Genomic DNA, 15641 nt, shown 5'->3' on the forward strand with positions numbered 1-15641 from the left:
CGCGTTAGACCAGCACCACCTGCCCTGCCCGCACCTCCACCGGCACCGCATGCAGGCTCTGGCCGCGGCAGGGGCCGGACACGCACTCGCCGCCCTGCAGTTCGAACGCGGCGCCGTGCGCGGCGCACACCACATGGCCCTCGCGGCTCTTCAGGAACTGCCCGGGCGCCCAGTCCAGGCGCCGCCCGGCATGCGGGCACACGTTCAACCACGCGCGCACGCTGTCGCCCTCCCGGTACAGCAGCAGCGACTCGGATTCGCCGCCGATCAGCGCCTCGGCCTCGGCCAGTTCGCCGGAAACGAGGTCGTGCAAGGACGCCAGCACGGCGGAAGATTCGGTCATGGCTTACGGGCACGCACAGCGATGGGGCCGCAATTCTGGCACGGACCCGCATGGCCCGATGCTTCACTCCGCGAGGACATGCAAGCGGTTGAACGCAAAGTGTTAATTTTTCGCTTAACGAAGTTTTCACTCCGTCACATAAAACAGCGCCGATACTGCGCCCCTTCGGTTCAAACTGAAACAGAGTTCTGCCATGCGTGTTCGCCTCTTCAATTTCGACCAATTCCGGCACGTCTTCGCGCCGCGCAAGCCGCGCCATCCGCTGGTCAAGCTGGCGGTCGGCCTGCTCGGCCTGGCGATCCTGGCCGGGCTGGTGTTCGTCAGCGTGTTTGTGGGCGCGGCGATGATCCTGGGCGGCATCGCCATGAAGCTGCTGAGCCAGCGCGGCAAGCGCCCGGCCACCGCGCGCCGCCATGTCGTCGATGGCGAGTACCGCGTGGTGCGCAAGCCGGCCTTGCCGCTGTAAGGCTGGGAATGGGGAATCGGGATTGGGGATTCGCGAAAGCGGCATCCGCATCCCTGTTGGAATCGGGTTGAACCCGACGCGCTAGACTGCGGCATCCCCTTCTCGTTGGATGCACGCCCATGAAAGATCTGTTCGCCGCTGCCGAGGCTCCGCGCGTTCCCGTGCGCGGCCAGGGCCTGTTTCCGGTGCATCGCATCTACTGCGTGGGCCGCAACTTCGCCGACCATGCCCGTGAGATGGGCGCCAGCGCGCCGGCCTCGAAGGCCGAGCGCGGCCAGCCGACCTTCTTCATGAAGCCAGCCGATGCGCTGGTGATCGGCGACGAGGCCATCCCCTACCCGTCCGCGACCGAGGACCTGCACCATGAGGTGGAGCTGGTGGTGGCGCTGGGCCAGGACGCACCCGCTGGCGTGCTGCCGGTGGAAAGCGCCGAGTCGCTGATCCTGGCCTATGGCGTGGGCCTGGACCTGACCCGCCGCGACCTGCAGGCCGCGGCCAAGGCCAAGGGCCTGCCGTGGGACATCGCCAAGGGCTTCGACGCCTCCGCGCCGATCAGCGAACTGATCCCGGCCGGCGAGGTCGGTGCGCTGGAGGCGCTGAACCTGTCGCTGGAAGTCAACGGCGAGGTGCGCCAGCAGTCGCTGCTCGACCAGATGATCTGGAACGTGCCGGAGATCCTGCACGAACTGTCCAAGCTGTTCGCGCTGCGCGCCGGCGACCTGGTGTTCATGGGCACGCCCGCGGGCGTGGCCGCGCTGCGCCCGGGCGACCGCTTCAGCGCACGCCTGGAGAACGTAGCCGAGCGGCATGGCCGCATCGTCGGCTGAGGCGACACACGACGGTCGCGCGGCGTGCGCGTGCCTGTGATCCGAACACCACAGCGACTGCGCTAGGCTAACGCCGCGGCGACAGGCCCGCACTGAAAGAAGAGGAGTTCCGATGAGCATGATCCGCGAATTCAAGGAATTCGCCATGCGCGGCAACGTGCTGGACCTGGCGGTCGGCGTGGTGCTCGGCGCCGCGTTCGGCAAGATCGTCACCGCGCTGGTGGAGAAGATCATCATGCCGCCGATCGGATTGCTCGTGGGCGGCGTGGATTTCTCACGCTGGGCATGGACGCTGAAAGCGGCCACCGTGGACGCCGCCGGCAAGCCGGTGCCGGCGGTGGTGATCGGCATCGGCGATTTCCTCAACACCATTATCCAGTTCGTGATCGTGGCCTTCGCCATCTTCATGCTGGTCAAGGCGATCAACCGCATCGCGCGCAAGGAACCGCCTGCGCCGAAGGCACCGACCGAGGAAGTGCTGTTGCTGCGCGAGATCCGCGATTCGCTCAAGCACGAGCCGCGTCCGGAGTGAGCGCAGCGGTACGCGCGGCCTGCACGCTGCAGGCCGCGCGGTGCAGCGCGGCGAGGCACTGCTAAGCTCCCCGTTCCTGTGTTCGCGGAGTTTTCCATGCGCCGTCTCGCCCTCGTCATCGCTGCCGTCCTCGGCCTGTCCTCCACTGCTGCCATGGCGGCCGACGCCACGCGCATTCCAGAGGCAGCCATGCGTGACGCCGCGACCTTGCGCGAAAGGGCGCTGGCCGACGACACCGGCTGGAAGGTGGTCGAATCGCTGACCACTGAGATCGGCCCGCGCATGGCCGGCAGCGACGCCGATGCGCGCGCGGTGGCCTGGGCCACCGCCAAGTTCAAGGCACTGGGCTTCGACAAGGTGTGGACCGAGCCGGTGACGTTCCCGAAATGGGAGCGGCGCAGCGAACACGCGCAGGTGCTCGGCGCGCACGCGCAACCGCTGACCGTCACCGCGCTGGGCGGCAGCCCCGGCGGCACGGTCGAGGCCGAGGTGGTGCGCTTCGCCGACCTGGCCGCGTTGCAGGCGGCACCGGCCGATGCGCTGCGCGGCAAGATCGCCTTTGTCGATTACCAGATGCTGCGCACCCGCGACGGCAAGGACTACGGCAATGGCGGCGCGGTGCGCAGCAAGGGGCCATCGGAAGCGATCCGCAAGGGCGCCATCGGCTTCGTGATGCGTTCGGCCGGCACCGATTCGCACCGCGTGCCGCATACCGGCATCACCCGCTTCGACGAGGGACTGACGCCGGTGCCGGCGGCGGCGCTGTCGGTGCCCGACGCCAATCAACTCGCGCGCCTGCTCGCACGCGGCCCGGTGCGCCTGCGGCTGGCGCTGGACTGCGGCTGGGACGGCACGGCGACCTCCTACAACGTGATCGGGCAGATCACCGGGCGCACGCTGCCCAACGACGTGGTGCTGATCGGTGGGCACCTGGATTCGTGGGACCTGGGCACCGGCGCGATCGACGACGGTGCCGGCGTCGCCATCAGCATGGCCGCCGGGCATCTGATCGGCCAGCTCAAGCAGCCGCCCAAGCGCAGCATCCGCGTGGTCGCCTTCGCCAACGAAGAGCAGGGCCTGTACGGCGGCAAGGCCTATGCGCAGGCGCATGCCAAGGACGTGGCGCGGCACCAGATCGCCGCCGAGAGCGACTTCGGCGCCGGCCGCATCTACGCCTTCAACACCGGCTCCGGCGACGCCGCCGGTTCGCGCGAAGCGACCCGGCAGATCGCCGAGGCGCTGGCGCCGCTCGGCATCGCCTATGCGCCAGACGCGGGTGGCCCCGGCCCGGATGTCGGCCCGCTTGCCGCCAAGGGCGGCGCCTGGGCCTGGCTGGCGCAGGACGGCAGCGATTACTTCGATTTGCATCACACCGCCGACGACACCCTGGACAAGATCGACCCGAAGGCGCTGGCGCAGAACGTCGCCGCGTATGCGGTGTTCGCGTATCTGGCGGCGCAGGCCGACGGCAGTTTCGGCAGCCAGGCCAAGACAGTGGAACCGCCCAGGGAGTAAAGTGCACCGGACCTGCGCAGGACGCGCGCAGGGGCTTCCCTTCCGCAGCTGCGCCAGGACCTTTGATGGGCATACGGCAACGTCGCGCGGGCTCAGCGGTGACGTTGCTGGATGTGGCCCGCCATGCGGGCGTGTCGCCGATGACTGCTTCGCGCGTGATCAACCGCCACCCGCGCGTGAGCGCGACCATGCGCGAGCGCGTCGAGGCGTCGATCCAGGCGCTCGGCTACCGCCCCAACCTCGCCGGCCGCTCGCTGCGCACCGCAGGACTGGCGCGCATCGGCGTGCTGTACAGCAATCCCAGCGCGGCCTACCTCAATCAGTTCATGCTCGGGGTGCTCGAGCAGAGCAGCCTGGAAGGCTGCCAGGTGCTGGTGGAGAAGAGCGAGGACAGCGACAGCCAGCGCGCCGCCACCGAACGCCTGCTCGAGGCCGGCGCCGATGGCCTGATCCTGCCGCCGCCGCTGTGCGATGCGCGGCAGACCATCGCCGAACTGGACGCGCGCGGCATTCCGCTGGTGGCGGTGGCCACCGGCGCACCGATGCCCGGAGTCAGCTCGGTGCGCATCGACGACTACCAGGCCGCGTGCGCGCTCACCCAGCACCTGCTCGACCTGGGCCACCGCGACATCGGCTTCGTCAGCGGCGATCCCGGCCACACACCCAGCGCGCTGCGCAGCCGCGCGTTCTTCGACACCATGGCCCGGGCCGGACTGACGGTGGCGCCGGAGCGCGTGGCCGAAGGCATGTTCACCTATCGCTCCGGCCTGCTCGCGGCTACCACGCTGCTGCAGGCCACCCCGCGCCCCAGCGCGATCCTGTGCAGCAACGACGACATGGCCGCGGCGGCGCTGGCGATCGCGCACGGGCTGCGCCTGCGCGTGCCGGAAGACCTGTCGATCGCCGGCTTCGACGACACGCCGGTGGCAACGACAATTTGGCCGGAGCTGACCACCATCCACCAGCCGGTCGCGGCAATGGGCGGGGCAGCGGTGACGCTGCTGCTCAGCGAGATCCGCCAGCGCCGCGACGGCCTGCCCAGCCATGGCACCCATCGGGTACTGGACTACACCCTGGTCACGCGCGCCTCCACCGCGCCGCCGCAGCGCTGACAGGAGGCGGCGCGCACATCGCGGCTCAACCGCGCGTCTGCCGGACCACCTCGACCTGGGCCACGCCCAGCAGACCGGTCAACGGCACTGCGGCGCGACGCTGCTGTGGGTCTGCGACCAGATCCTGACCGCGCAACAGGTCCAGCAGCCGCTCCGCCAACGGCATGACCATGTGCCGACCCCAGCACCGTTCGGACGCATGCCCGAACGGCAGGTAGCCGGGCAACGCATCGGGATCCACGCCGTCCCAGCGCTCCGGGCGGAACGCCTCCGGCTCCTCCCACAGCGCCGGGTCGCGATGGCTGAGCAGCGGCAGCACCAGCACGTCGTCGCCGGCGCCGATGCGCGGGTCCAGCGCGCCGTATTCCGGCGAGGCGTTGCGCAGGATGTTCCAGGACGGCGGCAGCAGGCGCAGGGTTTCGTAGAGAAGATGGCGGTTGGAGACGCGCGCGTCGAACGGCGACCCCAGCCACAGCGCGTTGGCGACCAGGGTGGAAATGGTGAAGCACACCGGCGCGGCAGTGCGCCGGTACAGCCCCATCGCATCGCGACGTTCGCGGTAGCTGCCGGCCGCGGACAACAGGGTGGCCAGCGTGGAGGCATCTTCGCCTGGGAGCAGCGGCGCGAGCGCGCCGGCCGCGATCACCGCCCAGGTCAGGCGCGGCGTCAATTCGAGCGTGCGGTCCATGAGCAGGCGCAGTCGCCACGGGTCGCCGCCGAGCAGCAGGTCGCGCAGATAGACATGGCCGACATGCGGCCACGGGCCGGACAGGTCGAGCGTCGCGGGTACGGGACGTTTCAGCGCCTCGCGCACGTCGCGGCCGATTGCCTGCATCAGCTTGGCGGCCTCGCTGCGCGCGATCGAACGGCCGTGCAGCGGTTTGAAGGTCGGCCGTTCGTGTTCGGTGGCCGGTCGCGCCGCGAGTAGCCGCTCGCTCAGCGCGGCGCCAGCGACGCCGACCGTGTCGGCATCCAGGCGGAACGCCTCCTGTCCCACGTGCGTGTGCAGCAACGCCTGCAGACGCGGCGCGAACACCGTAGCGCGCGCATCGCGATCGACCATGATGGCGGACATCCCGACTCTCCTGAAGCATCGGCGCCCGGCGAAGCGCATCCGCCGGACACCGGCCGCACGGCACGCCGTGCGGCGACACACGCGGCGCTCAGTACCAGATGTACCAGGCGTACGACTTCAGCGGCTTCTTCGACGACAGCAGGTGCTTGATGGAGAACAGCAGCTTCATGAGCGACATCTCCGCAGGAGTGACGATGGCCCTTTCGGGAGGGGGACTGCGCGGTCTCGCTGGCGCGCATCGCGTGAGGCGCGATCGCATCGACGAGGCGCGCCTGCACGCTACGCCGCCGACAGCTGCGCCGCAAACCCGAAACCGGCCGCCGCGCACACTATTGCGTAGCCAAATGCAGCCGGCTCTCCGCCCGTGACGCCGTGCTCAGCGCGCAGCGTGCTGGTGCGGATGCCGGCTGCGCCAGGTCCCCAGCAACACCGCCGTGGCCGCGGCGACGTTGAGGCTTTCCACCGCGCCGCTGCCGGGGATGGACAGGCGCAGGTCGCAGGCCTGCGCGAAGTCGCGGTCCATGCCGTCGCTCTCGGCGCCCATCACGTAGACCAGGCGCTGCGGCAAGGTGGTGGCGAACAGATCGTCCCCGCCGTCCACCAACGTCGCCGCGAGGGCGAAGCCCGCACCACGCAATTGCGCTTGCGCCTGCATCGCAGGCGGCAGCCGCACCAGCGGCACCGCCTCGGCGCCGCCCTCGGCCACGCGCGCGGCGGCACCGGACAGCGCCAGTGCGGCCTGCTCCGGCAACAGGATCGCGCCCACGCCGAAGTGCGCCGCCGAGCGCAGGATCGCGCCGAAGTTGTGCGGGTTGCCCACGCCATCCAGCCACAGCGCCATCGCCGGCCCCGGCGCCAGCGTCTGCAGCCAGTCGGCCAGGGCCAGCGGCGCGACGCGCAGCACGTCGGCGACCACACCTTCGTGGTGGCTGCTGGCGGCGAGCTTGTGCAGATCGGCCTCGTCCACCACGCGGTAGCCGACGCGGTTGGCCACGCACCACTTGAGCAGCGGCTGCAGTGCCGGGATCCGCGCCTCGCTCAGGTACAGCTTGCGGATCGCCTCCGGCCGCCGCGCGTACACCGCGCGCACTGCGTTGAGGCCGTACAGGCGCAGTTCGTTGCGGTTGGTCGGTGCCGCCGCACCCTCACCCCCGGCCCCTCTCCCGGGGGGAGAGGGGGGATTCCCACCGCGCGGGCGGTTGCCCCAGGGCGAGGTCATCGGCGCACGCCCGTGGCGCAGGCGCGCCAGGCCGAAGCGGCGCAGCGGGGACGAAGGGCATGACGCATGGGACTCTCCTGGAAAACGCACGGACGCGCGCCAGGGGCGGCACGCTGCGGGCATTTTCGCTCATCCGCGCGGCGCCGGCTGCCCCAACGTGGTCGATCGCGGCGCCGGCACTTGTCTACGTCGCGCCACACGAAGCGCAAACCAGATCGCGGCGACGACCGAGAAACAGTTCACCCTCGCCCCCCACCATGCGGGATTCGCGGCGAGTCATGCGGAAATCCGACAAGCGCACGATGCGCGTTGGGTCCATCGTCGCCGCTCCTTCGGCCACCACGCAGGCATTTATCGAGAGCAGGCACTCCGCGCACCTCGCTTCGCAGGCGGGAGGCAAGCCACGACCGACGGCGCCACAACGCGCCGTGCCGTCGCGCCGCACGGCCTCCCGAGAACGCATTCCGCATTCTCATGACAAGGCGAACTCCCATGCACTCCGACTTCCGTCCTTCTTTCCGGACCGCGCGCCACCGCACCTGCGCCGCGCTGCTGCTGACGCTGGCCCTCTTCGGCCTCGGCGCCAGCGCACTGGCACAAACCGCCGCACCCGATGCGCGCCTGGCCCGGGCCGGCGCCCTGCGCACCGCGCACAAACCCGCCAACGTCCCCGACGACTACATCCAGACGCCTTTCGGCTACTTCGCGCCCGCCTGCGTGCGCCAGGTGCATCGCAACGAACGCATCCTCGGCGATGGCGGCCTGCAGCGCGCCGACGGCGTGCGCGAACAGGCGCAGGCCTGCACCCAGGACAACTTCACGCCCAGCGGCATCCGGGTAAAGCCTGACGGGCGCGGCCTGGATGGCCGGCAGGCCCGCGGCAACGCCGCACTGGTGGTCTCCAGCGCGCGCCGCGCGGTGCCACCACCGATCACCCACGACTGGGTGCAGTCGGCCATCGACGTCACCGGCAACAAGATGGGCCGCATCGTCGCCAGTTGGACGGTGCCGCAGAACCCGACCAATGTGGCGCACCAGACGGTGTACTTCTTCCCCGGCATGCAGAGCGACGATCCGACCATCCTGCAACCGGTGCTAGGCTACCGCGGCGACAGCAATACCTGGGATCTGAGCAGTTGGAACTGTTGCCAGGACGGCATGGTGTGGTACAGCGATTTCATCCCGGCCAAGGCCGGCGACCGGATCGTGGGCGACACCTATGCCACCTGCAACAACGGCAGCCCCTGCTCGAACTGGAACGTCGACACGCGCAACGTGACCAGCGGCCAGAGCGTGCGGCTCAGCACCACCTACGACATCAACTCCCGTACGCACCTGGTGGTGGGCGGCGCGCTTGAGGTGTACGCGGTGGACAGTTGCGACCAGTATCCGCCCGACCGACGCATCACCTTCAGCGCGATCGGCGTGTACGACTACCGCATGCAACGGGTGGCGTCGCCAGCGTGGGTGTCGTACAACGACAGCTCGGGCCTGGACGTGCAATGCAACTACGCGGTGGACACCACCGCCACCTCGGCCACCATTTCCTACTGAGGCCGTGCCTCCTGCGCGTCGCTCCGAACGAGCGACGCGCGGGTCAGGCCGCCGGCCAGGTCCGCGCGAACACCCGCAGGTCGCGCAGTTTCCCGTCGCGTACCGACACCTCGGAGCGTCTGCCGATCTCGGCGAAGTCGTTCTTCTGCAGCACCCGCGCCGAACCCGGATTGTCCGGCAACACCAGCGCCTCGATCCGCTGCAGGCGCAGCGTCGGCACCGCCCAGTCCAGGTACGCGGCGACGATGCGGGTCATCCGCCCCCGCCCCCAATGCGTGCTGCCCAGCCAGTAGCCGAGTTCCGCACAGCCGGGTGCCGGCACTGCCGCCGCATGCAGACCGATGCCGCCACAAGCCTCGCCGCCGATCGCGATCGCCAGCACCGGGTCGTTCAGGTCGATCACCTGCCCGCCCAGGAAGGCCTCGCCGTCGGCCCGCGTGTAGGGATGCGGAAAGCGCCGGCTCAGCCCGCGCGCCACCAGGGCATCGTCTGCGTGGCGGACCAGCGCGTCCAGGTCGTCGGCGCGCCAGCGGCGCAGCACGATGCCGTCCAGCCGCAGCTGCAGATCGCGCCAGGGGGCGGCAGCGGCGGTCTCGGACATCGGCGGTTCCTGCGGCAAGGCAAGCGCAGCATAGCCGCCGGTCGCGGCCTGCGCGGCGGCGTGATCGTCTACGGCTGAGGGTTTTACCCGACAGACCAGCGAAAGCCAGCCCGGGTAGACTCCCGCGCCGCACCTCGCCCTTCCGTCCAAAGAGCCGTTCCCGATGCCTTCCGACACCGCCGCCACGGCCCGCATTCCGATCTTCATGTACCACAACGTGGCCGAGGCGCCGCGTCACCTGCAGGTCTACCGCAGCCTGTACGTGAGCCCGGGCCGTTTCGCCCGGCAGATGCGCCTGCTGCAGCGGTTGGGCTACCGCGGCGTGTCCATGTCCGACGCCATGCCGTACCTGCGCGGCGAACGCCAGGGCAAGGTCGCGGTGGTCACCCTGGACGACGGCTACCTGGACAACCTGCAGGCGGCGCTGCCGGTGCTGCAGCAGTTGGGCTTCACCGCCACGGTGTACATGGTCAGCGGCTGCATCGGCCGCCACAACGTGTGGGATGCGCAGAAGCTCGGCATCGAGAAGCCGTTGATGAACCTCGCCGAGCTGCGCCAGTGGCGCGCCGGCGGCATGGAGATCGGCGCGCATACGCGCTCGCACCCGCACCTGACCGGCTGCAGCGACGCGGCCCTGCGCGAGGAGATCGGCGGCTGCAAGCGCGAGCTGGAGGACTTGCTGGGCGAGGCCGTACCGCAGTTCTGCTACCCCTACGGCGATGTCGACGACCGCGTCGCCGACGTGGTGCGCGAAGCCGGCTACACCGCCGCCACCAGCACCCGCCGCGGCCGCGCGCTGGCCGGCTCGGACCCGATGCGCTACCCGCGCATCCAGGTCGCGCGTCATCACCTGCTGCCGCAATTCGCGCTGCGTGCGCTCACCGCCTACGAGGACCGCCGCGGATGAAATTCCTGTTCGTCGGCACCAATCCCGAGAATACCGGCGCGGCCACGCATTTCGTGGCGCTGGCGCAGGCGCTGGCCGGCGTCGGTCATCAGGTCGAGGTCATCGCCTGCGAGGGCGGCCTGATCGCCGACGAGCTGCGCCGCAGCGGCATCACCGTGCACGTCGGGCATTTCCGCAACGTGCTGGACCCGGACGGCTACCGGCCGCTGCTGCGCGTGGCGCGGCGCAGCCGGCCGGACTGGCTGGTCGGCAACTTCGGCAAGGAGTACTGGCCGCTGCTGCTGGCCGGGCGGGCGCTGGGCATCCCCGTCGCGCTGTTCCGCCACCGCACCCCGGCGATGAGCGCGCTGTCCGGCTATGCGATCCCGCGCCTGGCGGCGCGCTTCTTCGCGGTCTCGCACTACGCGCGGCAGGCCTACCTGGATTGCGGCGTGCCGGAGGCGCTGGTGCAGGTGCTGTACAACCCGGTGACCATGGAGCGGCTGCGCCCGGATCCGGAGCGCGGCCGCGCCATCCGCGCCGCACAGCAGTTGCCCGAGGACGCGATCGTGCTCGGCTACAGCGGGCGCATGCATGCCGGCAAGGGCATCTTTCCGTTGCTGGAAGCAGCTGGGGCGGCGATGGCGCAGGAGCCACGGCTGCACTGCCTGTGGCTGGGCGACGGCCCGGACGCGGCGCAGTTGCAGGCGCAGGCCGCGGCCCAGCCGCACGGCGAACGCCATCGCTTCGTCGGCTGGGTCAACGACACCACGCCGTACTACAACGCGATGTCGATGCTGGCGTTCCCGTCGCTGGCGCCGGAAACCTTCGGCCGGGTCTCGGTGGAAGCGCAGGCCAGCGGCGTGCCGGTGCTGGCCAGCCACGTCGGCGGCACCGCAGAGACGCTGGACCCAGGCGTCAGCGGCGAACTGCTCACGCCCGGCGACGTGGACGGCTGGCGCGATGCTGTCCTGCGCCTATGCGACAGCGAACGCCGCCAGCGCATGGGCCAGGCCGGGCGCGACTTCGTGCAGCGCCATTTCGGCGGCGCGGTGATCGCCGCGCAGTTCGTGCACCTGCTGCAGCAGCCGCGCTGCGCGCCGCAGGCGCTAGCGCCGTCGCGCACCGACCCGGCCTGAGCGCACCAGGGTGCGCGGCCTCGCTCAGGCGTGGCCGCCGACCGAGGGCGTCTGCGCCTCCAGTTGCTGCAGGCGCTGCTGCACCGCATCCGGCGAGCGCGTGTACGGCGCCAGCAACGCATAGAACGCCGGCACCACGAACAGCGACAGCAGCGTGGACACCGATACGCCGAAGATCACCACGATGCCGATGGTGGCGCGGCTGGCCGAACCCGGGCCGCCGGCGACCACCAGCGGGATCGCACCGACCACGGTGGCCAGCGAGGTCATCAGGATCGGCCGCAGGCGCACCGCCGACGCTTCGACGATGGCCTCGCGCACGCTGCGCCCGGCATCGCGCAGCTGGTTGGCGAACTCGACGATCAGGATGCCGTTCTTGGCCGCCAGCCCGACCAGCATCACGATGCCGATCTGGCTGAACAGGTTGAGCGTGCCGCCGCTGATCGCCAGGCCGATCAGCGCGCCGAGCGCGCCCAGCGGCACGGTCAGCATGATCACCAGCGGGTGGATGAAGCTCTCGAACTGCGCCGCCAGCACCAGGTACACGATCAGCAATGCCAGGGCGAAGGTCAGCAGCACCGCGCCGCCGGCCTTCTGGTACTCGCGCGATTCGCCCTTCCAGTCGAGCTGCGCGTAATCGGGCAGTTCCTCGCGCGCCACCTGCTGCGCCCAGGCGATCGCCTCGCCGAGCGGATAGCCCGGGGCCAGGCCGGCATTGATGGTGATCGCGCGCAGGCGGTTGAAGCGGTGCAGGTTGCCCGGCTCGGCGACTTCGCGCAGGGTCACCAGGTTGGACAGCGGGATCAGCTGGCCGCTGTCGGCGCGCACCCGGATCGCCGCCAGGTCGGCCGGATCGGCGCGGCCGTCGCGGCTGGCCTGCAGCATCACGTCGTACTCCTCGCCATTGTCGACGAAGGTGGTGACCTGGCGCGAACCCATCAACGTCTCCAGCGCGCGGCCGATCTCGGTCACCGGTACGCCGAGGTCGGCTGCGCGCTGGCGGTCGATCTCCACGCGCATCTGCGGCCGGGTTTCCTTGTAGTCCGAATCGGCGCCAACCAGGCCGGGGTTGTCGGCGATGCGCGCGAGCAGGCGGTCGCGCCATTGCGCGATCTCGGCGTAGTCGGGGCCACCGAGCACGATCTGGAACGGTTGCCCGCGGCTGTTGACCAGGCCGCCGCCGACCTGGGTACGCGCACGCACGCCGGGCAAAGCGCTCAGTTCGTCCTGCAGCGTCGCGGCGACGTCGGCGGTGGCCACGTCGCGCTCGCTCCAGTCGCGCAGGAACACGCTGACCCGGCCGGTGTGCATCTCCTCGCTGGCGCCGAAGCTGCCTGGCACGCGCGGGTTGGCGCGCGCGATCGGCTGGCCATCGCCGCGGTGGCGGTCGAGGATGGCCTCGACCTGGTGCATCTGCCCCACCGTGTAGTCGAAGCCTGCGCCCTCCGGTGCATCGATCATCACCTGGAACGAGCCGCGGTCCTCGGCCGGCGCCAGTTCCGAGGGGATGATCCGCGCCAGCAGCGCGCTGGCCAGCAGCGCCGCCAGCATCAGCGCACCGAACAGCCAGGCACGGCCGACGTGGCGCTCGAGCACGCGCCGATAGCGCGCGCTCAGCCCCTGCAGCCGCGCCTCGACCCAGCCATGCACGCGGTTGGGCTTCTCGCGCGCATGCGCCTTGAGCAGCTTGGACGACATCATCGGGGTCAGGGTCAGCGCGACGAAGGCGGAGATCGCCACCGCCGCGGCCAGCGCCACCGCCAGTTCGCGGAACAGGCGCCCGGTGTTGCCTTCGAGGAAGCCGACCGGCAGGAACACCGCCACCAGCACCGCGGTGGTGGCGATCACCGCGAAGGCGACTTGCGCGGTGCCGCGCCGCGCCGCCACCAGCGCCGGTTCGCCCAGGTCGACGCGGCGCTGGATGTTCTCCACCACCACGATCGCATCGTCCACCACCAGGCCGATGCACAACACCAACGCGAGCAGCGTCAGCAGGTTGATCGAGAAGCCGAACGCGTACAACGCGATGAACGCGGCCACCAGGCACACCGGCACCGTCACCGCCGGAATCAGCGCCGCGCGCACGCTGCCCAGGAACAGCCAGATCACCACCAGCACCAGCACCACCGCTTCGATCAGGGTGTGGTAGACGCGTTCCACCGAAGCATCGATGAACACGGTGGAATCGAAGGCCACGAAGATCTGCGTGCCCTTGGGCAGGGTCTGCTGGATCTGCTGCGCGGCCGCGCGCGCGGCGCGGGCCACGTCCAGGCTGTTGGCGGTGGAGGTCTTGACGATGCCCAGGCCGACGTTGGGCACGCCGTTGCTGCGGAAGTAGGCGCGGCGTTCGGCCGAGGCCAGTTCCACCTTGGCCACGTCGCCCAGCCGCACCACGTAGCCGTCGCGGCCCTTGCCCAGCGGGATGGCGGCGAAGTCCGCCGGCGTGCGGTAGTTGCGCTCCACGCGCAGGGTGAAGTCGCGGTCGGCCGATTCCAGGCGGCCCGCCGGCAGCTCCACGTTCTCGCGGGCCAGCGCATTCTCCACGTCGGTCACGGTGAGCTCGCGCGCCGCCAGCTGGTCGCGATCCAGCCAGATCCGCATCGCGTAGCGCTGGCGCCCGCCCAGGCGCACCTGGGCGACGCCGTCGATGCTGGACAGGCGATCCACCACGTAGCGTTCGGCGTAGTCGGACAGCTGCAGCGCGTCCATCGTGCTGGAGCTCATGTTGAGCCACAGGATGGCATCTGCATCGGCCTCGACCTTTGCGATCTCCGGCGCGTCGGCCTCGTCGGGCAGGCGGTCGAGCACGCGGCTGACTGCGTCGCGCACATCGTTGGCGGCGGCCTCGATGTCGCGGGTGGCGCGGAACTCCAGGCTGATGTCGGCCACGCCGTTGGAACTGCGCGCCTGGATCGTCTCGATGCCTTCGATACCGGCCAGCGCGTCCTCCAGCACCTGGGTGATGCGGCTTTCCACCACTGCGGCCGAGGCGCCGGGATAGCGCACGTCCACCGACACGATCGGCGGATCGATCGCCGGCAGCTCGCGCAGGGTCAGCCGGCTGTACGCCATCACCCCCAACACCACCAGCAACAGGCTCATCACCGCGGCGAACACCGGCCGGGTGATCGAGACGTCGGACAGCTTCATCGCGCCAGGTCCGCCGCGGCGCTGCCGCTGCGCGCGCCATCGCCGTCAGCGGCGGCGGCATCGACCACCGTCACGCCCGGCCGCAGCTTGCCGGTGCCCTCGACCACGATGCGCTGGCCGGGCTGCAGGCCGTCGACGATCTCGACCAGGCCGTCGCGGCGCGCGCCGGTGCGCACATCGGCGCGCGCCACGGTGGCGTCGGCGCCGACCCGGTACACGAACGCATCGCGCCCCACCTGCACCACCGCGATCTCCGGGATCACCAGCGCCTGCCGGGCAGGCCGATACAGGCGCACGTCCATCAGCATGCCCGGGCGCAGCGCGCGGTCGGCGTTGTCGAACGCGGCGCGCACGGTGACCGCGCGAGTGGCACTGTCCACGCGTGCGTCCACCGTGGCGACCTTGCCTTCGAACGCGCGTCCCGGATAGGCCACGCTGCGGCCGCCGACGGCATCGCCCGCCTTCACCGTCGACAGCGCCGCCTCCGGCACCTGGAAATCCACGTAGACCTGGGCCACGTCGTCGAGCGTGGCGATGGTGGCGTCCGGCGTCAGCAGCGCGCCGGGGCTGACCTGGCGCAAGCCGAGCACGCCGGCGAACGGCGCACGCACGCTGCGGTCGCCGATCTCCGCACGCATCTGCAGCACCCGCGCCTGCGCGGCATCGCGCAGCGCGCGTTGCGTGTCCAGTTGCGCGCGCGACACCAGTTGCCGCCCGACCAGTTCGCTCTGTCGCCGGTACAGTTGCTCGGCCTCGGTGAACGTCGCTTCGGCCTCGCGCAGCGCCGCCTGCTGGCCTTGCCCGCGCAGCGTCACCAGCGGCGCCCCGGCCGCCACTTCCTGCCCACTCTCGAAATGCACGCGCTCCACGATCTCGCTGACCTTGGCGGTCAGCGTCACCGATTCGCGCGCCTTGACCGTGCCCAGCGAGGACAGGCTGTCGTTCCAGTCGCGCGGCTGCACCGTCTGCAGCGTCACCGGAACCGCGGTGCTGGCGCTCGCCGGTGCCGGCGGCTTGCCGCAGCCGGCAAGCACGATCGACGACAACAGGAGACACACCAGGCGGACGCCGGCGCGTGGTCGGTGCGGCATGGAGATCCCGGACGCGTGGAGTTCGACCCAGTCTAACGGCCCGGCGTGACGAGCGTTGACACACCGCGACCATGACCGACGACCCTTGCCGGCCAATGCATGCGCTGCGCGATGAGACGCAGCGCACGCGT

General features: G+C 70.6%; 15 protein-coding genes. 8 read left to right on the forward strand and 7 right to left on the reverse strand.

Annotation, left to right across the window (positions count from 1 at the left end):
* Positions 1 to 4 precede the first annotated feature (4 nt).
* Complete coding sequence (locus GGR71_RS03390; protein WP_160957288.1) at positions 5 to 343, reverse strand: Rieske (2Fe-2S) protein; 339 nt, start codon at positions 341 to 343, stop codon at positions 5 to 7.
* Positions 344 to 536: 193 nt separating this feature from the next.
* Here GGR71_RS03390 and GGR71_RS03395 point away from each other — a divergent pair, with 193 nt between their 5' ends.
* The 5 genes from GGR71_RS03395 to GGR71_RS03415 all read left to right on the forward strand — a co-directional run bounded on the left by GGR71_RS03395 (position 537) and on the right by GGR71_RS03415 (position 4795).
* Positions 537 to 809 carry a hypothetical protein gene (locus tag GGR71_RS03395; RefSeq protein WP_160957287.1) on the forward strand — a complete coding sequence of 91 codons (273 nt, stop codon included), beginning with the start codon at positions 537 to 539 and terminating at the stop codon, positions 807 to 809.
* 119 nt (positions 810 to 928) lie between these two features.
* On the forward strand, positions 929 to 1636 hold the full coding sequence (locus GGR71_RS03400) for a fumarylacetoacetate hydrolase family protein (RefSeq protein ID WP_160957286.1): 708 nt from the start codon (positions 929 to 931) through the stop codon (positions 1634 to 1636).
* A 112-nt stretch (positions 1637 to 1748) separates the two neighbouring features.
* The gene (gene mscL / locus GGR71_RS03405) at positions 1749 to 2168 is read left to right on the forward strand and encodes a large-conductance mechanosensitive channel protein MscL (protein WP_017910415.1); all 420 of its coding nucleotides are present in this window, start codon (positions 1749 to 1751) and stop codon (positions 2166 to 2168) included.
* Positions 2169 to 2264: 96 nt separating this feature from the next.
* Positions 2265 to 3683, forward strand: coding sequence for a M28 family peptidase (locus tag GGR71_RS03410; RefSeq protein ID WP_184451627.1), 1419 nt, complete (start codon positions 2265 to 2267; stop codon positions 3681 to 3683).
* A 65-nt stretch (positions 3684 to 3748) separates the two neighbouring features.
* Entirely contained in the window at positions 3749 to 4795 is a 1047-nt protein-coding gene (locus tag GGR71_RS03415; RefSeq protein WP_456362573.1) for a LacI family DNA-binding transcriptional regulator, read from the forward strand.
* 25 nt (positions 4796 to 4820) lie between these two features.
* Here GGR71_RS03415 and GGR71_RS03420 read toward each other — a convergent pair whose 3' ends face one another.
* From GGR71_RS03420 to GGR71_RS03425, 3 genes are all read right to left on the reverse strand, one after another.
* Entirely contained in the window at positions 4821 to 5870 is a 1050-nt protein-coding gene (locus tag GGR71_RS03420) for a cytochrome P450 (protein WP_160957283.1), read from the reverse strand.
* Positions 5871 to 5958: 88 nt separating this feature from the next.
* A complete protein-coding gene (locus GGR71_RS20905; protein WP_017911958.1) occupies positions 5959 to 6048 on the reverse strand; it encodes a tryptorubin family RiPP precursor in 90 nt (29 codons plus the stop codon).
* A gap of 198 nt (positions 6049 to 6246) precedes the next feature.
* The gene (locus GGR71_RS03425) at positions 6247 to 7089 is read right to left on the reverse strand and encodes a TrmH family RNA methyltransferase (protein ID WP_160957282.1); all 843 of its coding nucleotides are present in this window, start codon (positions 7087 to 7089) and stop codon (positions 6247 to 6249) included.
* Positions 7090 to 7581: 492 nt separating this feature from the next.
* On the opposite strand from GGR71_RS03425, the gene GGR71_RS03430 reads away from it, so the two are divergent.
* A complete protein-coding gene (locus GGR71_RS03430) occupies positions 7582 to 8643 on the forward strand; it encodes a hypothetical protein (RefSeq protein ID WP_160957281.1) in 1062 nt (353 codons plus the stop codon).
* A 43-nt stretch (positions 8644 to 8686) separates the two neighbouring features.
* Here GGR71_RS03430 and GGR71_RS03435 read toward each other — a convergent pair whose 3' ends face one another.
* Positions 8687 to 9244 (reverse strand): GNAT family N-acetyltransferase, encoded by a 558-nt coding sequence (locus GGR71_RS03435; protein WP_160957280.1) that lies wholly within the window; start codon positions 9242 to 9244, stop codon positions 8687 to 8689.
* A gap of 163 nt (positions 9245 to 9407) precedes the next feature.
* Here GGR71_RS03435 and GGR71_RS03440 point away from each other — a divergent pair, with 163 nt between their 5' ends.
* Together GGR71_RS03440 and GGR71_RS03445 are read left to right on the forward strand one after the other, a co-directional pair.
* Positions 9408 to 10151 (forward strand): polysaccharide deacetylase family protein, encoded by a 744-nt coding sequence (locus tag GGR71_RS03440; protein ID WP_048490345.1) that lies wholly within the window; start codon positions 9408 to 9410, stop codon positions 10149 to 10151.
* Positions 10148 to 11269: a glycosyltransferase family 4 protein gene (locus tag GGR71_RS03445; RefSeq protein WP_160957279.1), complete on the forward strand. Its 1122-nt coding sequence runs from the start codon at positions 10148 to 10150 to the stop codon at positions 11267 to 11269. The genes GGR71_RS03440 and GGR71_RS03445 overlap by 4 nt, the downstream gene beginning before the upstream one ends.
* Before the next feature lie 24 nt (positions 11270 to 11293).
* Here GGR71_RS03445 and GGR71_RS03450 read toward each other — a convergent pair whose 3' ends face one another.
* Both GGR71_RS03450 and GGR71_RS03455 read right to left on the reverse strand, forming a co-directional pair.
* Positions 11294 to 14419 carry an efflux RND transporter permease subunit gene (locus GGR71_RS03450; protein WP_160957278.1) on the reverse strand — a complete coding sequence of 1042 codons (3126 nt, stop codon included), beginning with the start codon at positions 14417 to 14419 and terminating at the stop codon, positions 11294 to 11296.
* Positions 14416 to 15510, reverse strand: a complete 1095-nt coding sequence (locus GGR71_RS03455) for an efflux RND transporter periplasmic adaptor subunit (protein WP_160957277.1) — start codon at positions 15508 to 15510, stop codon at positions 14416 to 14418. Before GGR71_RS03455 ends, GGR71_RS03450 begins: the two co-directional genes overlap by 4 nt.
* Positions 15511 to 15641: the final 131 nt, after the last annotated feature.

The organism is Xanthomonas sp. F1, assembly GCF_014199855.1.